Genomic DNA, 18,767 nt, shown 5'->3' with positions numbered 1-18,767 from the left:
AATAGAGGAGGGCTTAAGTGAATATTTTCTATTAAGATATCAAATGATAAAGCTTGCCCAGCTCATATTTGTATGGTGATGCCAAAAAGCTTAGAATTAAATGGATCCAAGAATATTATCTTCATTCTAGGTAGCAAAACTATGGTTAAAATCTAAAGGTTCTTTTGTTTTTGCTAGGCCATCCAGCAAACGGGAAAGCTCTTTCGGTATCGCGGGAAACTGGTTCACCAGCAAATCGAAATGCCTTTTTCTCTTGGTCTTTTTGTTTCCACACATTCTTAGTATCATTTACAAATTTTTCGCTTATTGTATTTTCCGTTTTATTTGGAGCAGCATTTTGGGATAGAACTGGTTTGGAAGTAGTTGTTGTCTCCTGAGATTTTACTGGTTTGGAAGCAGTTGTTTTCTGTTGTGATTTTACTGGTTTGGAAGCAGTTGTCGTCTCTTGTGATTTTACAGGTTTTTCTTCTTTTTTAGGTGCTGGTGCTGGTAATTTGGCTGCAGGTTTCGTTTCGATTTTAATGGTTGCCTCTTTAACAGGTTTCATTTCCTTTACTGGTTCAACTGGTTTTGGTTTACTCATACTTGGTTCTTCGTTCTGCTTCTCTTTTAGATTTATTTCATTATTTGGTTTTTTCATTTCATTGGTTGTCTTTTTCGCCTCAGTTTTGACTTTGTGTGTTGTTTCACTTGTAGTCTGTTGTTTTTTATTTGTGGTGATAGGGGTTTCATCCACCGCTTGGATTACTGGTGCTTCTACTTTTATAGGAAGTGACCAACCCATCGTATTATTTGGTTCAATGACTTCAGCTACTGCCACCACCTCTTGAGGCTTTTCAGTCATTTCGGACTCTTCACGATTTTTTTGAGCTTTTTCTTTCTTCTCTGCTGTGACACCTGTCGCTTTGGTAGTTTGCCTTTCTTTGTTTTCTTTTTTATTTTCCGTTTTATTTTCTGTTGCTTGGCAAGATACGCTTACTTCTTCTTTTGCTTCGTTTTCATTATTTTTAGCCTCGGTTTGGTTTTCTGCTTTTTCTTTGGCGGATTCCTTTTTTGTTTCTTCTTTAATAAATCCTTTTAAGATATTGGATATATGAATTAATTTAATTAAAATGCGCTCTTCACCATTGATTAAAGTGGCAAAATCAGTATCGATTTCACTTAATACACCACAAAATTGCTGTTTATTTATACTTAAGATGGTTACCCAGGAATGGTGGAAGGAGTGTAAAAGATCTGATAAGCTTTGTGTTTTTTGGAAATCAGCTGTTGAAGTCTCTGGCTGGAATTGCTTCGTATTTTTTGTGATTGCATGAATTTTATCAATGTTATAATAAAAAATGTATTTATTTTCAGTTTCCAAGACGACATGGTCTGCTTCGACACCAATCAGTTTTCCTTTAAATATGTCTTCACCTACATAGAGATTAACGTTAAATCCCTTTAAAAAATCTAATGCAGCTGAAAATTTATCTAACCCCATGTTTCATCCTCCTTAAGAGATAATGGGTCGCTCCTCTGTTTGGAGAAGCGACGTTATGGTTATTCGTTATCTTCGTTATCATCATTATTTTGGTTATTATCGTTGGACTCATCTTCATTGGAATTCCCGGAGTCATCCTTCTTTGACTTTTCGACCATCAAGCCGTAACTAATATTTCGAATATGCTTCATAGAGAATCGTACCACTTCATCTTTTACAATCAGTGAAGCGTAGTGTTTATTCGAATCACTGAGTACGCCTTCCAATGACTCTGATCCGCCGCGGTTTATCTTTACCCATTGAAATCTGATGCTTTCAAGCAGTTTATGAAAGTTTTCAGCTGTCTTATAGTCTAATTTTTCCGGAACCTTTAAACCGAAATTCAATATGTCCTTTGAACTTTCTGTTACACTTCTGATATGGTTGGTTTTGTAGTAAACAACCCCATCAGTTTCTGTTAAAAGGACAAAATAATCCTCAAATACAGCGAGTAACTTTCCGATTCTAGATTCTGGACCTCCCCGGTCAACCCTAATTGTTTTACCCACATGTTGGTTCATCATTTCTCTATCCATAAAAGAATTTTCCTCCTTTAATTTAAATAAACATTTACACTGCATCTATATGTATCATGGGGTGATGTTGTACTAATAAAGTAGCCTTTTTTTCATAGATAAGGTGAAAAATAGGCAAAAAAAAGTATATGATATATAACCATATACATTTTCCTTCATGAAAGCTTTATTAATTCTTGTTTTAGAAAGGTGTTCCTTTTTTGAATAAAATTCAAGATAAATTCCTTTTCGCGACCTAAGTTTTTCGCATTTATTTTTATATAGGGATCCAGGTGAAGATAGGGCTTTACTCCTTGAAAAAGATCATCAATGGCTCCTAATTGTGTTTCAACCGTAAAATCTTTATCCAATATGGTCGAAAGAATGTCACGGTATTTTTCTTTAAAATCTGGGGAATGAAGCAATCTTCCAGTCAACGTATTATAGCCAGTTATAGGTATATAGTCATAGTCGAGTGGTTTTCCATGCAAGTCTCTTCCCCAGGTTCCATCATAATCCCATGGTGTGATTTCATACGTTCCCGTTTCACTATTTTGGTATAGAGCGTAATTATGGATAAATCCGTCGAAATTTTGGGTGCACACAACCCCAGCCAGCCACGTCAAATATTTTTGAATATCAAGCACTTGTGGAATTTGCTGTTCGAATTCCTCATTGCTTAGCGTGTTTGTTATGATAATAAAGTTTTCCAGATGGGAAAGGTCTTTTTTATCACCATATTTGATGGTATATCCTTCGACCAGCTTTGTTTTTAATTGTTTTTCCGGGTTAAGTAATGAAAAATTGGCGTGATAATTCGTGGCGTAGATAATTGAACCCAAGGGCAGGTTTCTTTTTTGTAAAAGAAATTGATCAAAGGATTCAAGCTCTAAGTAAATTCCTTTACAAAAGCCATTTATATATAGAAGGACATGGTTAGAGTGTGGTGAGATGACGCCAATTCTGTCAAAGAAATCAAGGGAGAGCTTATTCCGGCTAAGGGAACAATCATTGAATTCGGCATTCAAATGAATTTCATGCGCACCATTTACGGTATAAGGTTTTTCAAAAATGATATGATACGATTTCTTTCTCTTTTTTCTTATCACATTTCCTCTGTAAACCAGGCCGATTGAATATTGGTTAGAGCCTATTTTAAGTACCGCAGGGACATGCTCATTCGTCCAAATATCCTTGTCCAGCTTGTTTAATAGCTTCGGATTAATAAAAATTTCATATTTTTGCACGGTAAATACCCCTAAACATAATATTTTTTAGAATACTATGCTCTATACGTAGGAATGGTGCAGTATATGGGCATTAGGTTAATTATAAAAAAATAAATGTTTGTCTATAACCAATTCCACTTCTCCTCCATAAATTAACAATGAGCATAAAACTTTTGGAAAGTGGTGGAATAGGAAAATGGGTATGGTTATGGAAGAACTGTTATTACAAGCACAGGAAAACGGGGTAATGGAATTTTTGGTCAATAATCCCGTCGAGTTCAAACTAGGCAAAAAGGGAAAAAAGGGAAGTAAAGGTTCGAAAGGTAGCAAAGGCTCTAAAGGCGGTAGTAAAGGGTCTAAGGGCAGCAAAGGCAGCCATGGATCAAAAGGGTCAGAAGGGTCTAAGGGCAGCAAAGGCAGCCATGGATCAAAAGGGTCAGAAGGATCCAAGGGCAGCAAGGGCAGCAAAGGATCAAAAGGACCTCTTCATGGGCCACTCGCTAAAAAGAAAAAACATGGTCCTAAGGGCTCTCATGGTTCAAAAGGCAGTAAAGGCAGCAAGGGTAGCAAAGGGTCTAAGGGTTCAACAGGTTCTAAAGGGTCGAAAGGATCTAAGGGTTCTGAAGGTTCTAAAGGTTCAAAGGGCAGCAAGGGTAGTCACGGTTCAAAAGGCTCTAAGGGTTCTAAAGGTTCGAAGGGCAGCAAGGGTAGTCACGGCTCTAAAGGAAGTCATGGGTCAAAGGGTGACAAATAACTGAACTGAACATGATCTCAAAAGAAAAAATAGTAATGCCTATAAAATATGAATGCCGATACCTAACCAGTATCGGCTTTACTATCTTGTAGAGAAATATCATTCATTTTCGTCCCAGTAAAGCACGAAAGGTAGTACATATACCTACTAAATAGAATGGTTGACATTTGCCTATATTGGATTTTATAGGAAAAAATCTAATAAGAAAATTTCTTGATTAATGCTGAATTTGTTACCGTACGAGATATTCGTTTAGAACAAGCATTAAATTTGGACGTACTATATTGCAAAGGACAAGAGATGGGAAAAAAAGAAGGAAACTAATTGAAGGGAGAAAATTCATTTTTATGTATCATCAATCGACGATGATCATCACCATTTTTGCTTTTGCCATAACGATGGCATTGATCTTTATCCGGCCAAAAAACATGAATGAAGCCATACCAGCCACGGCTGGAGCGTCCTCGTTTTCTTAAGCGGGAGTGTTTCAACGGGGGATTTATTAGATATTAGTTCAAAGGTTACAGGGGCTGCCATAACCATTATTGCTACAATTGTAATGACCATTGTACTTGAAAGTTTCGGCTTTTTCAGCTGGACCGCAGCTCTTATGCTAAAATTGTCAAAAGGGTCAGGTTATAGCTTATTTTGGTATACGTTGCTACTTTGCTTCTTAATGACGTTATTTTTTAATAACGATGGCAGTATATTAATTACAACTCCTATTCTCATTTTAATTTTAAATAATCTTAAGCTTAAGGACTGTCAAAAAATACCTTTTCTTTTAAGTGGTGCCTTAATCGCTACTGCTTCAAGTGCACCGATTGGGGTAAGTAACATCGTTAATCTTATAGCCTTGAAAATTATTGGAATGGATCTCTATGTGCAAACAGAAATGATGTTTGTACCAGGGGTACTCGGGTTACTATTCCTTTCCTTTTTATTATACCTAGTGTTTAAAAAAGACATCCCAACAAAAGTTGGCTTCCATTCCTACTCAATCCCACTGCAGAAAAACCGTCCATTCCATCCATTGCAGAAAAACTCCGAAAACCTATTTCATCAACAAAAGAAACTAATGATCAACATGCTAATCTTTGTTTTCCTAGTAAGAATCAGCCTATTCGTCGCATCATTTATTGGAATATCGGTTTCACTTGTAGCCGTGTGCGGATCGGTGATTTTATTGTTTTGGAGATGGGTCTACTTAAAGGTCAATCCTAAAGACGTAATAGGGAAAATTCCATGGCATATTTTGATTTTTGCCTTCAGCATGTATGTGATCATTTTCGGTTTACACAATATCGGTTTAACGTCTATTTTAATAGATAATCTAAAACCTTTAGTCCATGACAGCTTACTACATGCCAGCTTAACCATGGGAATCATTACCGCATTTTTGTCAAACATCTTTAATAACCACCCTGCCTTAATGATTTCGACCCTGGCCTTGACGGATATGGGGCTAGACCCGCTCATTATGAAAACCGTTTATTTAGCGAATATCATCGGCAGTGATATTGGTTCCCTTATCCTTCCAATCGGAACGCTGGCAACACTGATCTGGATGCATATACTAAAGAAAAATAAAATAAAAATAACCTGGGTGGAATACATGAAAGTTACGATTCTTGTCATTCCGCCAACATTGATTTTTACTTTAATCAGCTTATACCTATGGCTATTACTCGTTTTTGTACCGTGAAATAATTTTTACACAATGTTATGTTGATGCTGAAATAATGATCTATCCTTTAAAATCTCTCCTATACTTGGATTTTTGCGACAGAATTAGGTACAATCTAAGACATGGATATAATTATTTTGCCAAATTATTTAGATTGGGGAAAGTGCAATGATTGCAAAAACAGAAGAGGATTTTAACGGTTTAAAGGAAATTGGAAAAATTTGCGCATCGATTCGTGATGAATTGGTTCGAAGAACGAAACCCGGGATCACAACGAAAGAACTAGATGATCTAGCTGGAGAACTTTTTGAAAAAGCAGGTGCCGCTTCAGCCCCAAAAGGGGAATACAATTTCCCAGGGTATTCTTGCATTAGTGTGAATGAAGAAGTAGCCCACGGTATTCCTAGTGACCGTGTTATTCAGGAAGGGGATCTCGTTAATATTGATGTTTCCGGCTCCAAAAACGGTTATTTCGCTGATACAGGTATATCAATTGTAGTGGGCAAGGGAGACGAGATTTTAACGAAAATTTGTGAAGTTGCGAAAGAAGCTTTTGAAACAGGGCTTAAAAAAGCAAATCCAGGTTCAAGAATCAGCGGTATGGGTAAAGTTGTCCACCAAACTGCGAAAAAGCATGGGTTAACGGTTATTATGAATCTGACAGGACATGGTATTGGACGGACGATTCATGAAGCACCTTCGTATATCTATAATTATAACGAAACCTCGGACAACGGATTGTTAAAGGAAGGGATGGTTATCGCCTTCGAACCATTTATCTCAACCATGGAAGAGGAAGTTTTTCAGCCTGAAGGCGATGAATGGACTTTTGTCACTGAAAAAAGCTTTGTAGCACAATACGAACACACCCTGATTGTCACTAAAAACGGACCAATCATTTTAACACAATAGTTTTTCCCTTAAAGGGAAATAAAAAATTGACGATGGAGTTCGCCATAACCGTCCTAGTGATTAATGACTCCTACCAGTGGTAGGAGTCTGTTTTTATTGAAAGTTGAAGGAGATTCCTTAAAATGAATGTTTACGCAGTAGGAATAGGTGGTTTTTTTGGTGCAATAGTACGTTTCCTGATTGGCAATGTAATTCCCCCACACAATGGTTTTCCTATAGGAACCCTGACCATTAACCTTATTGGCTGTTTTTTTCTTGCCTGGTTCTTCACAATAACCGCTAAAAAATGGAGGATCAACCCCAATCTGATATTAGCCATAGGAACAGGGTTTACCGGAGCATTTACCACATTTTCAACCTTTTCAGTAGAAACAGTGAATTTGATTCAAACTCATCAATATTTTGTTGCTTTATTCTATGTGTTGGTCAGCGTAATAATAGGAATAGTACTAGCCCTATTAGGTGTAAAATTGGCTTCATAAACAGATGGGCAAGGAAAGAAAACGAATGGAGGATTAAAATGATGGTGTTTGTAGGGGTTGGCGGAATATTTGGTGCCATTTCACGATATTTCCTTGGCTCAATGATATCAAGAAATACATCTAGTTCATTCCCAATTGGAACATGGTTCATCAATGTTATAGGTTCATTTTCACTTGGTCTACTAGCCATATTACATATAGAAAAGAGTATTCCGGAATGGGTTTGGTTATTAGTGGGTACCGGGTTTCTCGGGGCATTTACTACCTTTTCCACCTTTGGATATGAAACAATACAATTGTTGCAACAAAAGGAAACTAAAAAAGCACTATTGTATATAACCTCGTCGGTTGTAGTTGGGGTTTTATTAGCCTGGATTGGCGGAGTTATTGGCCACGAACTTTAATTTTTGTTTGTTAATTGTGAAGAAGATAAACATAAATTTATAACGTTGACATTATACCTATGCGGGTATATTATATAACTTGTCAATGTATTTCCTTGCTTATATCATCAGATTTGTTAAATGACATTTCTAATTAATAGAAACAAATAGTTAGAGGGGGTTAAAACATGGACTATAATGATCAAATGAAAAATAGAGTAAAACGGATTGAAGGACAATTAAGAGGGATTTTGAAAATGATGGAAGAAGATAAGGACTGCAAAGAAGTGATTACCCAGTTGTCTGCAGCAAGAACGGCCATTGATCGAACCATTGGGGTTATCGTGAGCTCCAATTTAGTGGAATGTGTTCAAAAAGCGAATGACCAAGGTGAAAAAAGCATGGAAGAATTGGTAAAGGAAGCAGTTAATCTTCTAGTTAAAAGTCGGTAAAAAAGGGTTGACACCCTCTTTTATTTTAAATACTATAATACCCATAGGGGTAACAGTAAAAAAACGGAGGAATGAAATGATGAATATAACAAAAGTATTAGATGCAAAAGGTTTAGCTTGTCCAATGCCAATTGTCAAAACAAAAAAGGTAATGAATGAACTTGAATCCGGTCAAATTTTAGAAATTCATACAACGGATAAAGGTGCAAAAAATGATATGGCAGCATGGGCAAAATCAGGCGGCCATGAGTTAGTAAAACACGAAGACGAAAATGAAGTTTTAAAATTTTGGATTAAAAAGGGATAATTTCACAAGGAAACAATACCAATACTGGTATATGTACTATTTTCAGGGAGGAAACATCATGACAGAAACTAAAAAGACAACAATTGTATTATTTAGCGGGGATTACGATAAAGCGATGGCAGCTTATATCATAGCAAATGGTGCTGCTGCTTATGATCATGAAGTAACTATTTTTCACACCTTTTGGGGATTAAATGCCCTTCGTAAAGAAGAGATGATTTCAGTCAAAAAAGGATTTATGGAAAAGATATTTGGAAAAATGATGCCTAGAGGCGCAGATAAAATGGGACTTTCCAAAATGAATTTTGCTGGATTCGGCCCCAAAATGATCAAAGACATTATGAAAAAACATAATGCTATGCCATTACCGCAATTGATTGAAATGGCTCAGGAACAGAATATAAAGCTAGTAGCCTGTACGATGACAATGGATTTATTAGGACTCCAACAAGAAGAACTTTTAGATGATATTGAATATGCTGGAGTCGCAGCCTATTTAGCAGATGCCCAGGATGGGAATGTTAACCTATTTATTTAGTTCAATAAAAGGAGGATAAGACGATGAAACGAATAACTGCAAAAGAGGTTCAGAAATTGGTAGTTGACGGAAAGAAATTAAATATTATTGATGTTCGTGAAGTGGATGAAGTAAGGGCTGGAAAAATCCCAGGTGCGATCAATATCCCTTTAGGATTAGTTGAGTTTCGGATGCATGAATTAGATAAATCAAAAGAGTATCTTATGGTTTGCCGTTCTGGCGGAAGAAGCGGCCGTGCAGCACAATTTCTTGAAAGCTATGGATTTAAGGTAATCAACATGGATGGTGGAATGCTTGACTGGAAAGGAAAAGTGGAATAAATTTTTTTAAGCCAAATAATACCCATCTAGGTATAAATTCAGGAGGTCAACGATGAACAACTTAAAAGTAAATGAAGTTTTAGATGCGAAAGGATTAGCTTGTCCCATGCCGATTGTGAAAACAAAAAAAGTGATGAATACTCTTGAGGCTGGGCAAGTGTTAGAGGTGGTAGCGACAGATAGAGGATCCAAGGCAGATTTGAAAGCATGGGCTGAAAGTACAGGGCATCAATTTTTAGGAACAGTTGAAGAAGGGGACGTATTAAAGCATTATCTTAGAAAATCCTCTAATGATGAAATCAATGAAAAAAAGTACCCACATGTCACCAATAACGAAGGTCTTGAAAGTAAACTTAAAGCAAAGGAAAACATCGTGGTTCTTGATGTGAGAGAAGCGGCGGAATATGCCTTTCACCATATTCCTAACGCAATTTCCATTCCATTAGGTGAATTGGAAGAACGCTTATCTGAATTAAAGAAAGAAGATGAAATTTTTGTCGTTTGCCGTACAGGAAATCGCAGTGATCTAGCGGCTCAAAAATTAGTGGAAAATGGTTTCACACATGTTATTAACGTTGTACCTGGTATGAGCCAATGGACTGGTAAAAAAACAGGAATCTAACTATATTTTTTTATACAAAATAATACCATTGGGGGTAATTGAAAAAATGACTATTCAGGAAATGACTTCAAAAGAGGTAACGAAAAAGGTTTTTAATAAAGAAGAGTTATTTATTCTAGATGTCCGTAATAAAAAAGATTTTCAAGATTGGAAAATCGAAGGCGAAAACTTTGATTATTTAAATGTTCCTTATTTTGATTTACTAGATGGTGTGGAAGAAATCATCGGTAAAATCCCTGCTGAAAAAGAGGTATTAGTGGTTTGTGCAAAAGAAGGTTCATCTATTATGGTGGCAGAGATGCTTTCTGAAGAAGGTTTATCTGTTTCCTACCTAAAGGGTGGAATGAAAGCATGGAGCGAACATTTAGAACCGGTTAAAATTGGGGATTTACAAGATGACGGCGTGATTTATCAGTTTGTCCGAATTGGAAAAGGCTGTTTATCTTACATGGTTGTTTCCAATGGGGAAGCAGCGTTAATTGATGCTACACGGATGACGGACGTCTATCTTGATTTTGCCAAAAGCCTTGATGTGAAAATTACCCATGTCTTTGATACACACCTACATGCGGATCATATTTCCGGGGGACGCACAATCGCAGAAATAACGAGTGCCATCTACTGGCTGCCTCCTAAAGATGCAACAGAAGTAACCTTTGCTTATCAGCCATTAGAAGATGGGAATGAGGTAACAATCGGCAATACTACGATCAATATCGAAGCCCTATATTCACCTGGGCATACGATTGGATCCACTTCATTTGTAGTCGATAAAATGTACCTTCTTTCAGGCGATATCATATTTATTGATTCAATTGGTAGACCAGACCTTGCAGGGATGGCTGAAGATTGGGTAGGGGATTTAAGAGAAACTCTGTATACCCGTTACAAAGAATTGTCAGAAGAGCTAATAGTGCTTCCTGCTCATTTTATGATCATTGACGAACTAAATGATGATGGCAGTGTGTCAGAAAAATTAGGTACGTTGTTTGTTCAAAACCATGGGCTTAATATTGAGGATGAAAAAGAATTTAGAAAATTGGTAACTGAAAACTTACCACCGCAGCCAAACGCCTATCAAGAAATTCGTGAAACGAATATGGGGAAAAATAATCCAGACATCGACCAACAACGTGAAATGGAAATTGGACCAAACCGTTGTGCCGTTCGATAAGGGGGACTTTATATGTTTAAAAAAACAAAACAAACCAATGATTGTCACACATCTAATTCCTGAGGAATTAGTCAGTCTAAGGTTTCCGAAAATGGGAATCGGGTTAAACAACCGATTCCCATATGACCGGGAACGTTAGTTTGGTTTCTGGTAGGAGCCATTTACCTCATTTACAAAGCTTTTAGCTGATTCTTATATAGTTATTTTCATCTTTTTGGTAATACCTAAAAGGATATAATTAGGAGGGTTTATACCCATGCAATATTTAAACTATCTAATCATTACACTATTTTTTCTCTTGATCATCAAGCGCTTCGTTCCAACAAAAGGTGTTACGAATATTTCTACAACAGATTTAAAAACGGCTTTAAATGACAAGAATAAGCAATTTATAGATGTTCGAACACCTGTAGAGTTTAAAGGTAACCATATTAGGGGTTTCAAAAATATTCCTCTCCAGCAACTTTCGCAGAAAGCAGAAAAAGAACTATCAAAGGGTAAAGAAGTAGTCGTTATTTGTCAAAGTGGAATGAGAAGTCAAAAGGCAAGTAAGATGCTGAAAAATTTAGGTTTTACAAACGTAACGAATGTCAGAGGCGGCATGAGCGCATGGTTCTAAATGTAATGAAATATTTCTGAATAAGGAGGAGGGTTACTATGGATATTAGTTTTATCATCACGATCTTCCTAATCGGTTTTGTAGGCTCCTTTATTTCAGGTATGTTAGGAATTGGCGGTGCAATTATCAACTTTCCAATGTTATTGTACATTCCAGCGTTACTTGGTGTAGCCCATTTTACAGCAAATGAAGTTTCCGGAATCACAGCTATCCAAGTGTTCTTTTCGACAATTGGTGGTGTTTGGGTTTACCGGAAAAGTGGATTTTTAAATAAAACACTCATTGCCTACATGGGAATTAGTATTTTGATTGGAAGTTTTATTGGAGGACTCGGCTCCACACACATGCCGGAAACCGGAATCAATATAGTATATGGAGTTTTGGCCTTACTTGCTGTCATCATGATGTTTGTCCCAAGAAAAGGAATCGATGATATTCCTCTAGAACAAGTAAAATTAAACAAGTTCCTGGCAGCGTTTTTTGCCTTTATGGTTGGAATAGGTGCGGGGATTGTCGGTGCAGGAGGAGCATTCCTGTTAGTACCAATCATGCTTACCGTGTTAAAAATACCGACAAGAATGACAATCGCCTCTTCTTTAGCGATCACACTTATTTCATCCATTGGAGCTGTTTCAGGTAAACTCTCAACAGGACAGGTGTCCTTGCTGCCTTCACTTATCATGGTTGGAGCTAGTTTAATTGCTTCCCCTATCGGAGCAAATACCGGAAAACTAGTGAATACAAAGGTATTACAAATGATCATGGGCCTTTTAATCTTGGCTACCGCAGTGAAAACATGGATGGAAATATTATAAGCCTTGAGGGAAAACATTGAGGAGTATTAACCTTCGTTTATTATACCCCTTCTGGTATAATAAACGAAAAGATACTTTATTACACTTTAAAGGGGGTCCATATGCAAGTGATCCAAATTGGTTCTTTTGCCATTTTGTTAAAGTGGTTGTTACTTGGTCTATCCATATTGTTTGGGCTAATCTTAATCAAGCTATGGCTTCGGAAAACACAAGAAAATGGGATACATAAAAAGATATTTGATTTATTAACGAACGGTCTATTTATTGGATTTTTCATTTGGAAGGGAAGTTTACTCATCCTTGAACCCACATTAGTAGTGAAAAGCCCACTCTCATTGTTGTATTTTACTGGAGGAAGGATAGGACTATTTTGGGCAATTCTTGGTTCTATCATTTTCATTTTTTATCGAGCGCGAAAATTAACTATTCCCCATTTATTCATTTTACAATCAGGATTTCTATTTAGTTTTGCTGTAATAAGCTGCTATCATATTTTAGCGCTCCTTTTTCTGAATGATGATAACAAAATGACGCACATCATTTTAGCCTTGTTTGCTGTTATAATCGTATTCCTTTCATTATCTAAACAGCGCATTGGCTCACAAAAGAAAATCTTCTCTACCATCATTCTATTTTCTTTTTTAAGTATTTTCCTATCATTTGATTTTACCTCGTCACCAACCGAAGCCAAAAAAACAGTTCAAGAAAATCAAGGTGTTGATCATAAAACGGTGAAAATTGGTGTGGAAGAAGGGAAAAAAGCGCCTAATTTCCAATTGCAGACCGTATCAGGGAAAGAAATGAAACTGTCAGATCTGAAAGGGAAGAAAGTCATCCTTAATCTTTGGGCTACCTGGTGTCCGCCTTGTAAAGCTGAGATGCCTCATATGCAGGAATTTTATCAGGAGCAAGAAAGAAAAAATGTTGAAATTGTTGCTGTAAACTTAACAACCGCCGAGAAGGATCCAAGTGGTGTTGAAAAGTTTGTGAAGGATTATGGGTTAACCTTTCCTGTATTACTTGATAGTTCTGGACAAATTGGGGATACCTACCAAGCCTTTACAATTCCAACCAGTTATATTATTGATGCCAATGGGATCATTCATAAGAAAATAGTGGGTCCAATGGATAAAGAAATGATGAACGAGCTGATTAATAGTATCGATTAAGTATTTCGCGGAGTCTAGACTTCAAAAAACGAAAAGACTTGCGGATGAACGTGGAGTGATGCTATGTGTCGTCTATACAAGCTAATAGCAGCCTAGATATATTCCATTAAAGGGCGCACTTCATCAATCATATGGATATTAAATGGATCAAAACATTAACAGGAACATAGGGGGGTTGGGATTTGAAGATCCAAAGAATAGATCATGTAGGTATAAACGTAAATGATCTCTCCGCTGCTAAGGAGTTTTTCCTCAATTTTGGCCTTGAGGTGCAAGGAGAATGGGAAATGGAAGGAGAGTTGATGGATCAGGTATTTGGGCTTAATGACGTTAGGGTGGCGTGTGTGGGATTGGGGACGCCAGACGGTCAGGCATGGATAGAGCTAATCAAATTTTATAGGCCAACAGATGAAAGAGTAATTCAGCAACCTTTTGCAAATACCCCAGGGATACGGCATATTGCATTTGCTGTTGAAGATATTGAAGCTGTGGTTGCCAAATTAAAAAAGAAAAGTCCGGAAATCTCCAGTGAGATACTACAATATGAAGATAGTTATAAGCTATGCTACGTTCGTGGGCCAGAGGGAATTATTTTAGAGCTGGCAGAGCAAATCAAATAAATAAAGGGTAATTTATCTATATCCCAAAGGAAGAAAGACCGCTACCCACTAGCGGTCTTTCTTCTTGTAATCCCAATACCTGATACTGTCTGTCTTACCTGTCGGCTCACTTTTTATAACATTCCCATCTTTGTCCTTGTAAACTTCGTACTCCTCGTACGTTTCTACGATATAGCCATCGACTCTTTCCGTTTTCTCTAACTTTTCTTCCAATTCCGGAACATCACTTGATTGCTCAACCTCTACGGGTTGTGCCATGACCGGCTGGTCGGCAGAATAGGCATAGTTTTTATTCCAAAAGGAGTAAGGGGATTCCAGATAAGCTGCAACCCCTAAGGTAACCAAAAGGCAAGAAATACTTGTGACCGTTTTTATTCTCATGCAACATGGGCTCCTTTAGTAAATTCTATCTTGTACCCATTTTATGCATGTCCTGCACTGCCATATGCCTCAATTATTTTTAGCTATTATGTGCTTTTATCGCATTCAGTTGTGGACGGAACACAAGAAATAGGAGAAAAGCAATAATGGTTATGATAACGCCTGTAATATAAGGGAGACCTATCGCCATTGAAAACAGCCAGCCGCCTAATGGCGGCCCGATGATACGGCCTAATGAATCAAAGGATGATAAAAGACCGGTTGAACTTCCATGACCGGCGGTAGACCTCTTGGTCAGCAGGGAAGAGACACTTGGACGGATAACCCCGTTCCCAAGCCCGAATATTGTTAAATATATAGCTGCCGTCGTAAAATTATGTACGAGCAGTATCAAACCGAAGCCTATCGCAGATACAATCATCCCGCCTTGAATGACGGAGCTTTCCCCGTACTTTTTGGTTAATCTGCCGACCAAACCACCTTGCACCATCGCACTGCCAAAGCCCATGATCATAAAAATGTAACCAAGCTGTATAGCGTCCAGCCCAGCCTTTTTAGCGGCAAAATACGCAAACGTCGCCTCTAAACCGGAAAGAGATAACGAAATTAGTAATTGGACGAAAAATAGCACGGACACAGCACCGTTAAATGCCTTCCAGATAGATGTTTTTTCCTTTGATGAATGGCTTTTTTTCTGTTTTGATTCCTTTAACAGAATAAACACCAGAATCAATGTGATAAAGGATGATCCACTTGCAAGATAAAAAGGCGTACTTAAGCTGATTTTTGAAAAAATACCGCCGATCGCCGGGCCAAACACAAAGCCTAGTCCTGTGGCGGCTCCAATGATTCCCATCCCTTTGCCGCGATTTTCTTCTGTTGTGATATCAGCGACATAGGCCATTGCTGTCGGCATATTGGCGGATGAAAGAATGCCCCCAATTATTCTTGCAGCAAACAGCATCCAAAGCTCTGTTGACATGGCCTGGATCAAGAAGGAAAGACCAAGACCGGCAATTCCAATCATCATCACCGGCTTCCGACCGATACGGTCGGACACCTGGCCCCACATGGGCGCAAAAATAAGCTGCATAAGCGAATAAACAGCCATTAATAATCCGAGTTCTGTAGGATTTGCCCCAATTTCCTCAGCGTAAAATGGTAAAACTGGAATAATGATCCCGAAACCAACCATAACCAAAAACATAACGACAAATAAAATCGGTAAAGCAGACTTTGTTTGCAACCGATTCTCACCTCCCTAGATGATTCGAATAAATAGTTCATTCTTATTATAGGATAATGTAAATTGACGTTCTAATCAATTTTTTCCTAGCATGGAAATAGTATGCAGCCAATTTCTATCTGTCATCCTTACGAAATTGTAAGGTAAGAAGCGAAAAGTGTAAGGATTCATTATGGAAAGGTTCCTGTTCATTCCTTATAGTATAACTATGGAAATAACAGAAACGGAGGCAAAAGATAATGGAATGGATACTAGAAGCAAAGGGAGTAAACAAGGTGTTTGGCTCGAAAAGGAATACATTCAAAGCACTGAATGATATTGATCTCCATATTTCAAAAGGCGAATTTGTCGGTGTTATGGGGCCATCGGGTGCAGGGAAGTCCTCCTTACTGAATGTTTTATCATCAATTGAACCTATAACATCCGGAACAATCCGAATCGGAGGTACAGAACTGACAAAAATGAAGGAAGATCAATTGCGAGAATTCCGTAGAGATCAGATGGGGTTTATTTTTCAAGACTATAATTTACTTGATACATTAACAGTAGCAGAAAATATCATGCTGCCGCTGACCTTTACGAAAACACCAAAGGATGAGATTCAAGAGAAAGTAGCAGAACTGACGGATAGGTTCGGAATCCAAGCTATATTAGAAAAATATCCGTATGAAATTTCAGGCGGACAGCAACAACGGACAGCAGTTTGCCGCGCAATCATTGGCAGACCCAGTATACTGTTTGCAGACGAACCGACCGGTGCACTTGATTCAAAATCAGCCCACCATTTGCTGCAAACGCTAAATAAGCTAAATGAAGAGATGCAGGTTACGATTTTAATGGTGACGCACGACCCTTATGCGGCAAGTTTTTGTTCGCGAGTGGTGTTCATTAAGGATGGCTCTTTATATACAGAAATTCATAGGGGGGAGCAAACAAGGAAACAGCTTTTCCAACAAATATTAAAGATCCTATCGACCATAGGAGGTGGCCAATATGACGTTGTCTAGCATTGCTAGAAAAAACATCTGGAAAAACCTCCGGCAATACATGATTTATTTAAATTCAATGATTTTTAGCATTGCCATCTATTTTACATTTGTTTCATTACAATATAATGAACAATTACTTTCATCTACAGTAACGCTTGGCAAGCTGGAGTCAGCATTTATAGCTGCTTCAATCATATTGATGATCTTTGCAGCGATTTTTATCTGGTATTCCAACTCCTTTTTCACAAGAAAACGGAAAAAGGAAGTTGGCCTGTATGCCCTTTTTGGTATGAGCCGAAAAAAAGTCGGCCAATTACTCTTTTATGAAAATATCATTATTGGACTGATCGCCTTACTGATTGGCATAACCGTTGGCTTGTTATTCTCAAAGCTTTTTATGATGATCATATTTAAAATTATGGGATTTTCATTACAAGTGTCCTTCACCGTTTCGAAGCATGCTTTGATCCAAACGGCAGTAGTCTTTATGCTCATTATTTTGATTACATCGGTTCATAGTTATCGGTTAATCTATCGCTTTTCACTATCAGAACTATTTAAATCGGAACGAAAAGGGGACAGAGTGGCAAAGGGGTCGCCTGTACTAAGCACTTTGGCCGTTGTTTTCTTAGGATTCGCCTACATTCTTTTAGTGAACCCAGACGACTTCTTTGGGAAAAATAGCATGCGATTTCTAGTGGCCACTTGCTTCCTTGTGGCAGGTTCCTATTTCTTTATGAACTCCTTGGTCACTTATTTTTTAAGAATTTCTCAAAAATATACCTCGGTTTATTTAATAGGGAAAAACCTACTAACTATTACGAATCTTTTATATCGATTAAAAGGGAATGTACTCATTTTGACTGTGATTTCCCTGTTAAGCAGTGTAACTCTAGTGGCTTGTATCACAACCTATAGTTTTTATTATCAAATCGATCATTTTTCCAAGCGGGATAATCCTTATAGCTACATGTTCAATATGAAGGATGACAAGGTAAATCAAGAAATTCAGACATTAATAGAGGAAAATTCCAAGGGAGATCTTCTCTATCAGAAAAAGATAGACTATCTAGCTGTAAAACCTGATGTATCAAAATTGAATCGAGTGGCTGATTTTTTCCAAACCTTGTTCATCTCTGAAAAAACCTATCAGGAATTGATGAAATTAAGAGGGATGAATGAATCGGTTACCTTAGAAAAATATGAAGCAACAGCCTTTTACGATGGGAACCTTGATAGTAAATCTGACCCGTTTACAGGGAAGCAGCTGGCACTTTCTTCTAAGGAAAAAATAACGATAACAGAGTATAAGCGTTTTTCCTTAGTAAACCAAGGAGAAATGTTATTTCCGCTTGTGATTAGTAATGAATTGTATAATGAGCTAAACCAAGAGGGGGTACCTGAGGAAACTCTCTATATCTATAAAACGGCAAATGAAAAAATAGCAAAAGGGTTAGATCATAAGATGAACGAGATGGTTAAACCATTAATATATCAAGAGAAAGAGCCAATTTATGCCAGTTTCTATGAAAATTATCATTATGGACTGGAAACCTATGGGCTGCTCATCTTTATTGGGGGATTTCTCGGACTTGTATTTTTGCTTGCAACAGGCAGTATGATTTATTTTAAACAGCTGATTGACGCAACCGTTGATAAGGATCGCTATAAGATTCTTAAGAAGATTGGTATTCCGGACAGAGAGATAACAAAATCGACTGCACAGCAAGTGGGCTTTGTCTTTGTCCTTCCCTTACTGCTAGCGGTAATTAACACATCAGTCATTTTATATGTCCTCGCTGATTTTCTAAACATGAACATGCAAGTCCCGTTTATCATCTGTTTAGCAATCTACTTGCTTATTTATGCGGTTTATTACTGGTTAACCACTGCCAGCTATTTAAAAATTATCAAGGAAACGTAAAAACAAGCGTTCTAAAGGACAAAATTCCAGGAATCCCGATGGAAATGTCCAATAGAAGGGCTCTAAAGGACAAAATTCCAGGATTCCCGATGAAAATGTCCAATAGA

At 37.6% G+C, this 18,767-nt stretch carries 21 protein-coding genes, 1 pseudogene and 1 riboswitch; of the genes and pseudogenes, 17 read left to right on the top strand and 5 right to left on the bottom strand.

Translation table 11 applies throughout. The features are described 5' to 3' along the window. Positions 1-145: 145 nt before the first annotated feature. From BABA_RS06625 to BABA_RS06615, 3 genes are all read right to left on the bottom strand, one after another. Complete coding sequence (locus BABA_RS06625; RefSeq protein WP_007084373.1) at positions 146-1,483, bottom strand: hypothetical protein; 1,338 nt, start codon at positions 1,481-1,483, stop codon at positions 146-148. A 59-nt stretch (positions 1,484-1,542) separates the two neighbouring features. Further along, entirely contained in the window at positions 1,543-2,058 is a 516-nt protein-coding gene (locus BABA_RS06620; protein WP_007084372.1) for a hypothetical protein, read from the bottom strand. Positions 2,059-2,213: 155 nt separating this feature from the next. Then, positions 2,214-3,284, bottom strand: a complete 1,071-nt coding sequence (locus BABA_RS06615; protein ID WP_007084371.1) for a CotH kinase family protein — start codon at positions 3,282-3,284, stop codon at positions 2,214-2,216. Positions 3,285-3,462: 178 nt separating this feature from the next. Between BABA_RS06615 and BABA_RS06610 the strand changes: the two genes are divergently transcribed. The 15 genes and pseudogenes from BABA_RS06610 to BABA_RS06540 all read left to right on the top strand — a co-directional run bounded on the left by BABA_RS06610 (position 3,463) and on the right by BABA_RS06540 (position 14,120). Further along, on the top strand, positions 3,463-4,020 hold the full coding sequence (locus BABA_RS06610) for a collagen-like surface-anchored protein SclI (protein WP_007084370.1): 558 nt from the start codon (positions 3,463-3,465) through the stop codon (positions 4,018-4,020). Between the two features lie 347 nt (positions 4,021-4,367). Then, positions 4,368-5,725, top strand: a pseudogene (locus BABA_RS06605) (arsenic transporter). Between the two features lie 150 nt (positions 5,726-5,875). Next, positions 5,876-6,619 carry a type I methionyl aminopeptidase gene (map, locus tag BABA_RS06600; RefSeq protein WP_007084367.1) on the top strand — a complete coding sequence of 248 codons (744 nt, stop codon included), beginning with the start codon at positions 5,876-5,878 and terminating at the stop codon, positions 6,617-6,619. 19 nt (positions 6,620-6,638) lie between these two features. Further along, positions 6,639-6,699, top strand: a riboswitch (Fluoride riboswitch). A 42-nt stretch (positions 6,700-6,741) separates the two neighbouring features. Further along, on the top strand, positions 6,742-7,101 hold the full coding sequence (crcB, locus tag BABA_RS06595; protein WP_007084366.1) for a fluoride efflux transporter CrcB: 360 nt from the start codon (positions 6,742-6,744) through the stop codon (positions 7,099-7,101). A 38-nt stretch (positions 7,102-7,139) separates the two neighbouring features. Next, the gene (crcB, locus tag BABA_RS06590) at positions 7,140-7,505 is read left to right on the top strand and encodes a fluoride efflux transporter CrcB (RefSeq protein ID WP_040345512.1); all 366 of its coding nucleotides are present in this window, start codon (positions 7,140-7,142) and stop codon (positions 7,503-7,505) included. A gap of 167 nt (positions 7,506-7,672) precedes the next feature. Beyond that, positions 7,673-7,936 (top strand): metal-sensitive transcriptional regulator, encoded by a 264-nt coding sequence (locus tag BABA_RS06585; protein WP_007084364.1) that lies wholly within the window; start codon positions 7,673-7,675, stop codon positions 7,934-7,936. Between the two features lie 79 nt (positions 7,937-8,015). After that, a complete protein-coding gene (locus BABA_RS06580; RefSeq protein WP_007084363.1) occupies positions 8,016-8,243 on the top strand; it encodes a sulfurtransferase TusA family protein in 228 nt (75 codons plus the stop codon). Positions 8,244-8,301: 58 nt separating this feature from the next. Beyond that, entirely contained in the window at positions 8,302-8,781 is a 480-nt protein-coding gene (locus tag BABA_RS06575; RefSeq protein WP_007084362.1) for a DsrE/DsrF/DrsH-like family protein, read from the top strand. A 23-nt stretch (positions 8,782-8,804) separates the two neighbouring features. Further along, the gene (locus tag BABA_RS06570; protein ID WP_007084361.1) at positions 8,805-9,101 is read left to right on the top strand and encodes a rhodanese-like domain-containing protein; all 297 of its coding nucleotides are present in this window, start codon (positions 8,805-8,807) and stop codon (positions 9,099-9,101) included. A gap of 52 nt (positions 9,102-9,153) precedes the next feature. Continuing rightward, positions 9,154-9,723 (top strand): sulfurtransferase TusA family protein, encoded by a 570-nt coding sequence (locus BABA_RS06565; RefSeq protein WP_007084360.1) that lies wholly within the window; start codon positions 9,154-9,156, stop codon positions 9,721-9,723. A gap of 46 nt (positions 9,724-9,769) precedes the next feature. After that, complete coding sequence (locus tag BABA_RS06560; RefSeq protein ID WP_007084359.1) at positions 9,770-10,897, top strand: MBL fold metallo-hydrolase; 1,128 nt, start codon at positions 9,770-9,772, stop codon at positions 10,895-10,897. A gap of 256 nt (positions 10,898-11,153) precedes the next feature. Further along, complete coding sequence (locus tag BABA_RS06555; RefSeq protein ID WP_007084358.1) at positions 11,154-11,516, top strand: rhodanese-like domain-containing protein; 363 nt, start codon at positions 11,154-11,156, stop codon at positions 11,514-11,516. 38 nt (positions 11,517-11,554) lie between these two features. Beyond that, positions 11,555-12,331: a sulfite exporter TauE/SafE family protein gene (locus BABA_RS06550; protein WP_007084357.1), complete on the top strand. Its 777-nt coding sequence runs from the start codon at positions 11,555-11,557 to the stop codon at positions 12,329-12,331. 101 nt (positions 12,332-12,432) lie between these two features. After that, positions 12,433-13,500: a redoxin domain-containing protein gene (locus BABA_RS27995; RefSeq protein WP_007084356.1), complete on the top strand. Its 1,068-nt coding sequence runs from the start codon at positions 12,433-12,435 to the stop codon at positions 13,498-13,500. 182 nt (positions 13,501-13,682) lie between these two features. After that, positions 13,683-14,120: a VOC family protein gene (locus BABA_RS06540; RefSeq protein WP_007084355.1), complete on the top strand. Its 438-nt coding sequence runs from the start codon at positions 13,683-13,685 to the stop codon at positions 14,118-14,120. Between the two features lie 48 nt (positions 14,121-14,168). Here BABA_RS06540 and BABA_RS06535 read toward each other — a convergent pair whose 3' ends face one another. Further along, positions 14,169-14,501, bottom strand: a complete 333-nt coding sequence (locus BABA_RS06535) for a hypothetical protein (RefSeq protein ID WP_007084354.1) — start codon at positions 14,499-14,501, stop codon at positions 14,169-14,171. 79 nt (positions 14,502-14,580) lie between these two features. Then, positions 14,581-15,747: an MFS transporter gene (locus BABA_RS06530; RefSeq protein ID WP_007084353.1), complete on the bottom strand. Its 1,167-nt coding sequence runs from the start codon at positions 15,745-15,747 to the stop codon at positions 14,581-14,583. A gap of 239 nt (positions 15,748-15,986) precedes the next feature. On the opposite strand from BABA_RS06530, the gene BABA_RS06525 reads away from it, so the two are divergent. Further along, positions 15,987-16,754: an ABC transporter ATP-binding protein gene (locus BABA_RS06525; RefSeq protein WP_007084352.1), complete on the top strand. Its 768-nt coding sequence runs from the start codon at positions 15,987-15,989 to the stop codon at positions 16,752-16,754. Next, entirely contained in the window at positions 16,741-18,660 is a 1,920-nt protein-coding gene (locus BABA_RS06520; RefSeq protein WP_007084351.1) for an ABC transporter permease, read from the top strand. The genes BABA_RS06525 and BABA_RS06520 overlap by 14 nt, the downstream gene beginning before the upstream one ends. Positions 18,661-18,767: the final 107 nt, after the last annotated feature.

This window comes from Neobacillus bataviensis LMG 21833 (assembly GCF_000307875.1).
Classification (GTDB): Bacteria; Bacillota; Bacilli; order Bacillales; family Cytobacillaceae; genus Neobacillus; species Neobacillus bataviensis.
This window is presented reverse-complemented; position numbering and strand designations above follow the sequence as displayed.

Bases quoted from the DNA above. Each gene is read 5' to 3' on its own strand.
- BABA_RS06625 (WP_007084373.1), bottom strand. From the start codon at position 1,483: ATGGGGTTAGATAAATTTTCAGCTGCATTAGATTTTTTAAAGGGATTT.
- BABA_RS06620 (WP_007084372.1), bottom strand. From the start codon at position 2,058: ATGGATAGAGAAATGATGAACCAACATGTGGGTAAAACAATTAGGGTT.
- BABA_RS06610 (WP_007084370.1), top strand. From the start codon at position 3,463: ATGGGTATGGTTATGGAAGAACTGTTATTACAAGCACAGGAAAACGGG.
- map (WP_007084367.1), top strand. From the start codon at position 5,876: ATGATTGCAAAAACAGAAGAGGATTTTAACGGTTTAAAGGAAATTGGA.
- crcB (WP_007084366.1), top strand. From the start codon at position 6,742: ATGAATGTTTACGCAGTAGGAATAGGTGGTTTTTTTGGTGCAATAGTA.
- crcB (WP_040345512.1), top strand. From the start codon at position 7,140: ATGATGGTGTTTGTAGGGGTTGGCGGAATATTTGGTGCCATTTCACGA.
- BABA_RS06585 (WP_007084364.1), top strand. From the start codon at position 7,673: ATGGACTATAATGATCAAATGAAAAATAGAGTAAAACGGATTGAAGGA.
- BABA_RS06580 (WP_007084363.1), top strand. From the start codon at position 8,016: ATGAATATAACAAAAGTATTAGATGCAAAAGGTTTAGCTTGTCCAATG.
- BABA_RS06575 (WP_007084362.1), top strand. From the start codon at position 8,302: ATGACAGAAACTAAAAAGACAACAATTGTATTATTTAGCGGGGATTAC.
- BABA_RS06570 (WP_007084361.1), top strand. From the start codon at position 8,805: ATGAAACGAATAACTGCAAAAGAGGTTCAGAAATTGGTAGTTGACGGA.
- BABA_RS06565 (WP_007084360.1), top strand. From the start codon at position 9,154: ATGAACAACTTAAAAGTAAATGAAGTTTTAGATGCGAAAGGATTAGCT.
- BABA_RS06560 (WP_007084359.1), top strand. From the start codon at position 9,770: ATGACTATTCAGGAAATGACTTCAAAAGAGGTAACGAAAAAGGTTTTT.
- BABA_RS06555 (WP_007084358.1), top strand. From the start codon at position 11,154: ATGCAATATTTAAACTATCTAATCATTACACTATTTTTTCTCTTGATC.
- BABA_RS06550 (WP_007084357.1), top strand. From the start codon at position 11,555: ATGGATATTAGTTTTATCATCACGATCTTCCTAATCGGTTTTGTAGGC.
- BABA_RS27995 (WP_007084356.1), top strand. From the start codon at position 12,433: ATGCAAGTGATCCAAATTGGTTCTTTTGCCATTTTGTTAAAGTGGTTG.
- BABA_RS06535 (WP_007084354.1), bottom strand. From the start codon at position 14,501: ATGAGAATAAAAACGGTCACAAGTATTTCTTGCCTTTTGGTTACCTTA.
- BABA_RS06525 (WP_007084352.1), top strand. From the start codon at position 15,987: ATGGAATGGATACTAGAAGCAAAGGGAGTAAACAAGGTGTTTGGCTCG.
- BABA_RS06520 (WP_007084351.1), top strand. From the start codon at position 16,741: ATGACGTTGTCTAGCATTGCTAGAAAAAACATCTGGAAAAACCTCCGG.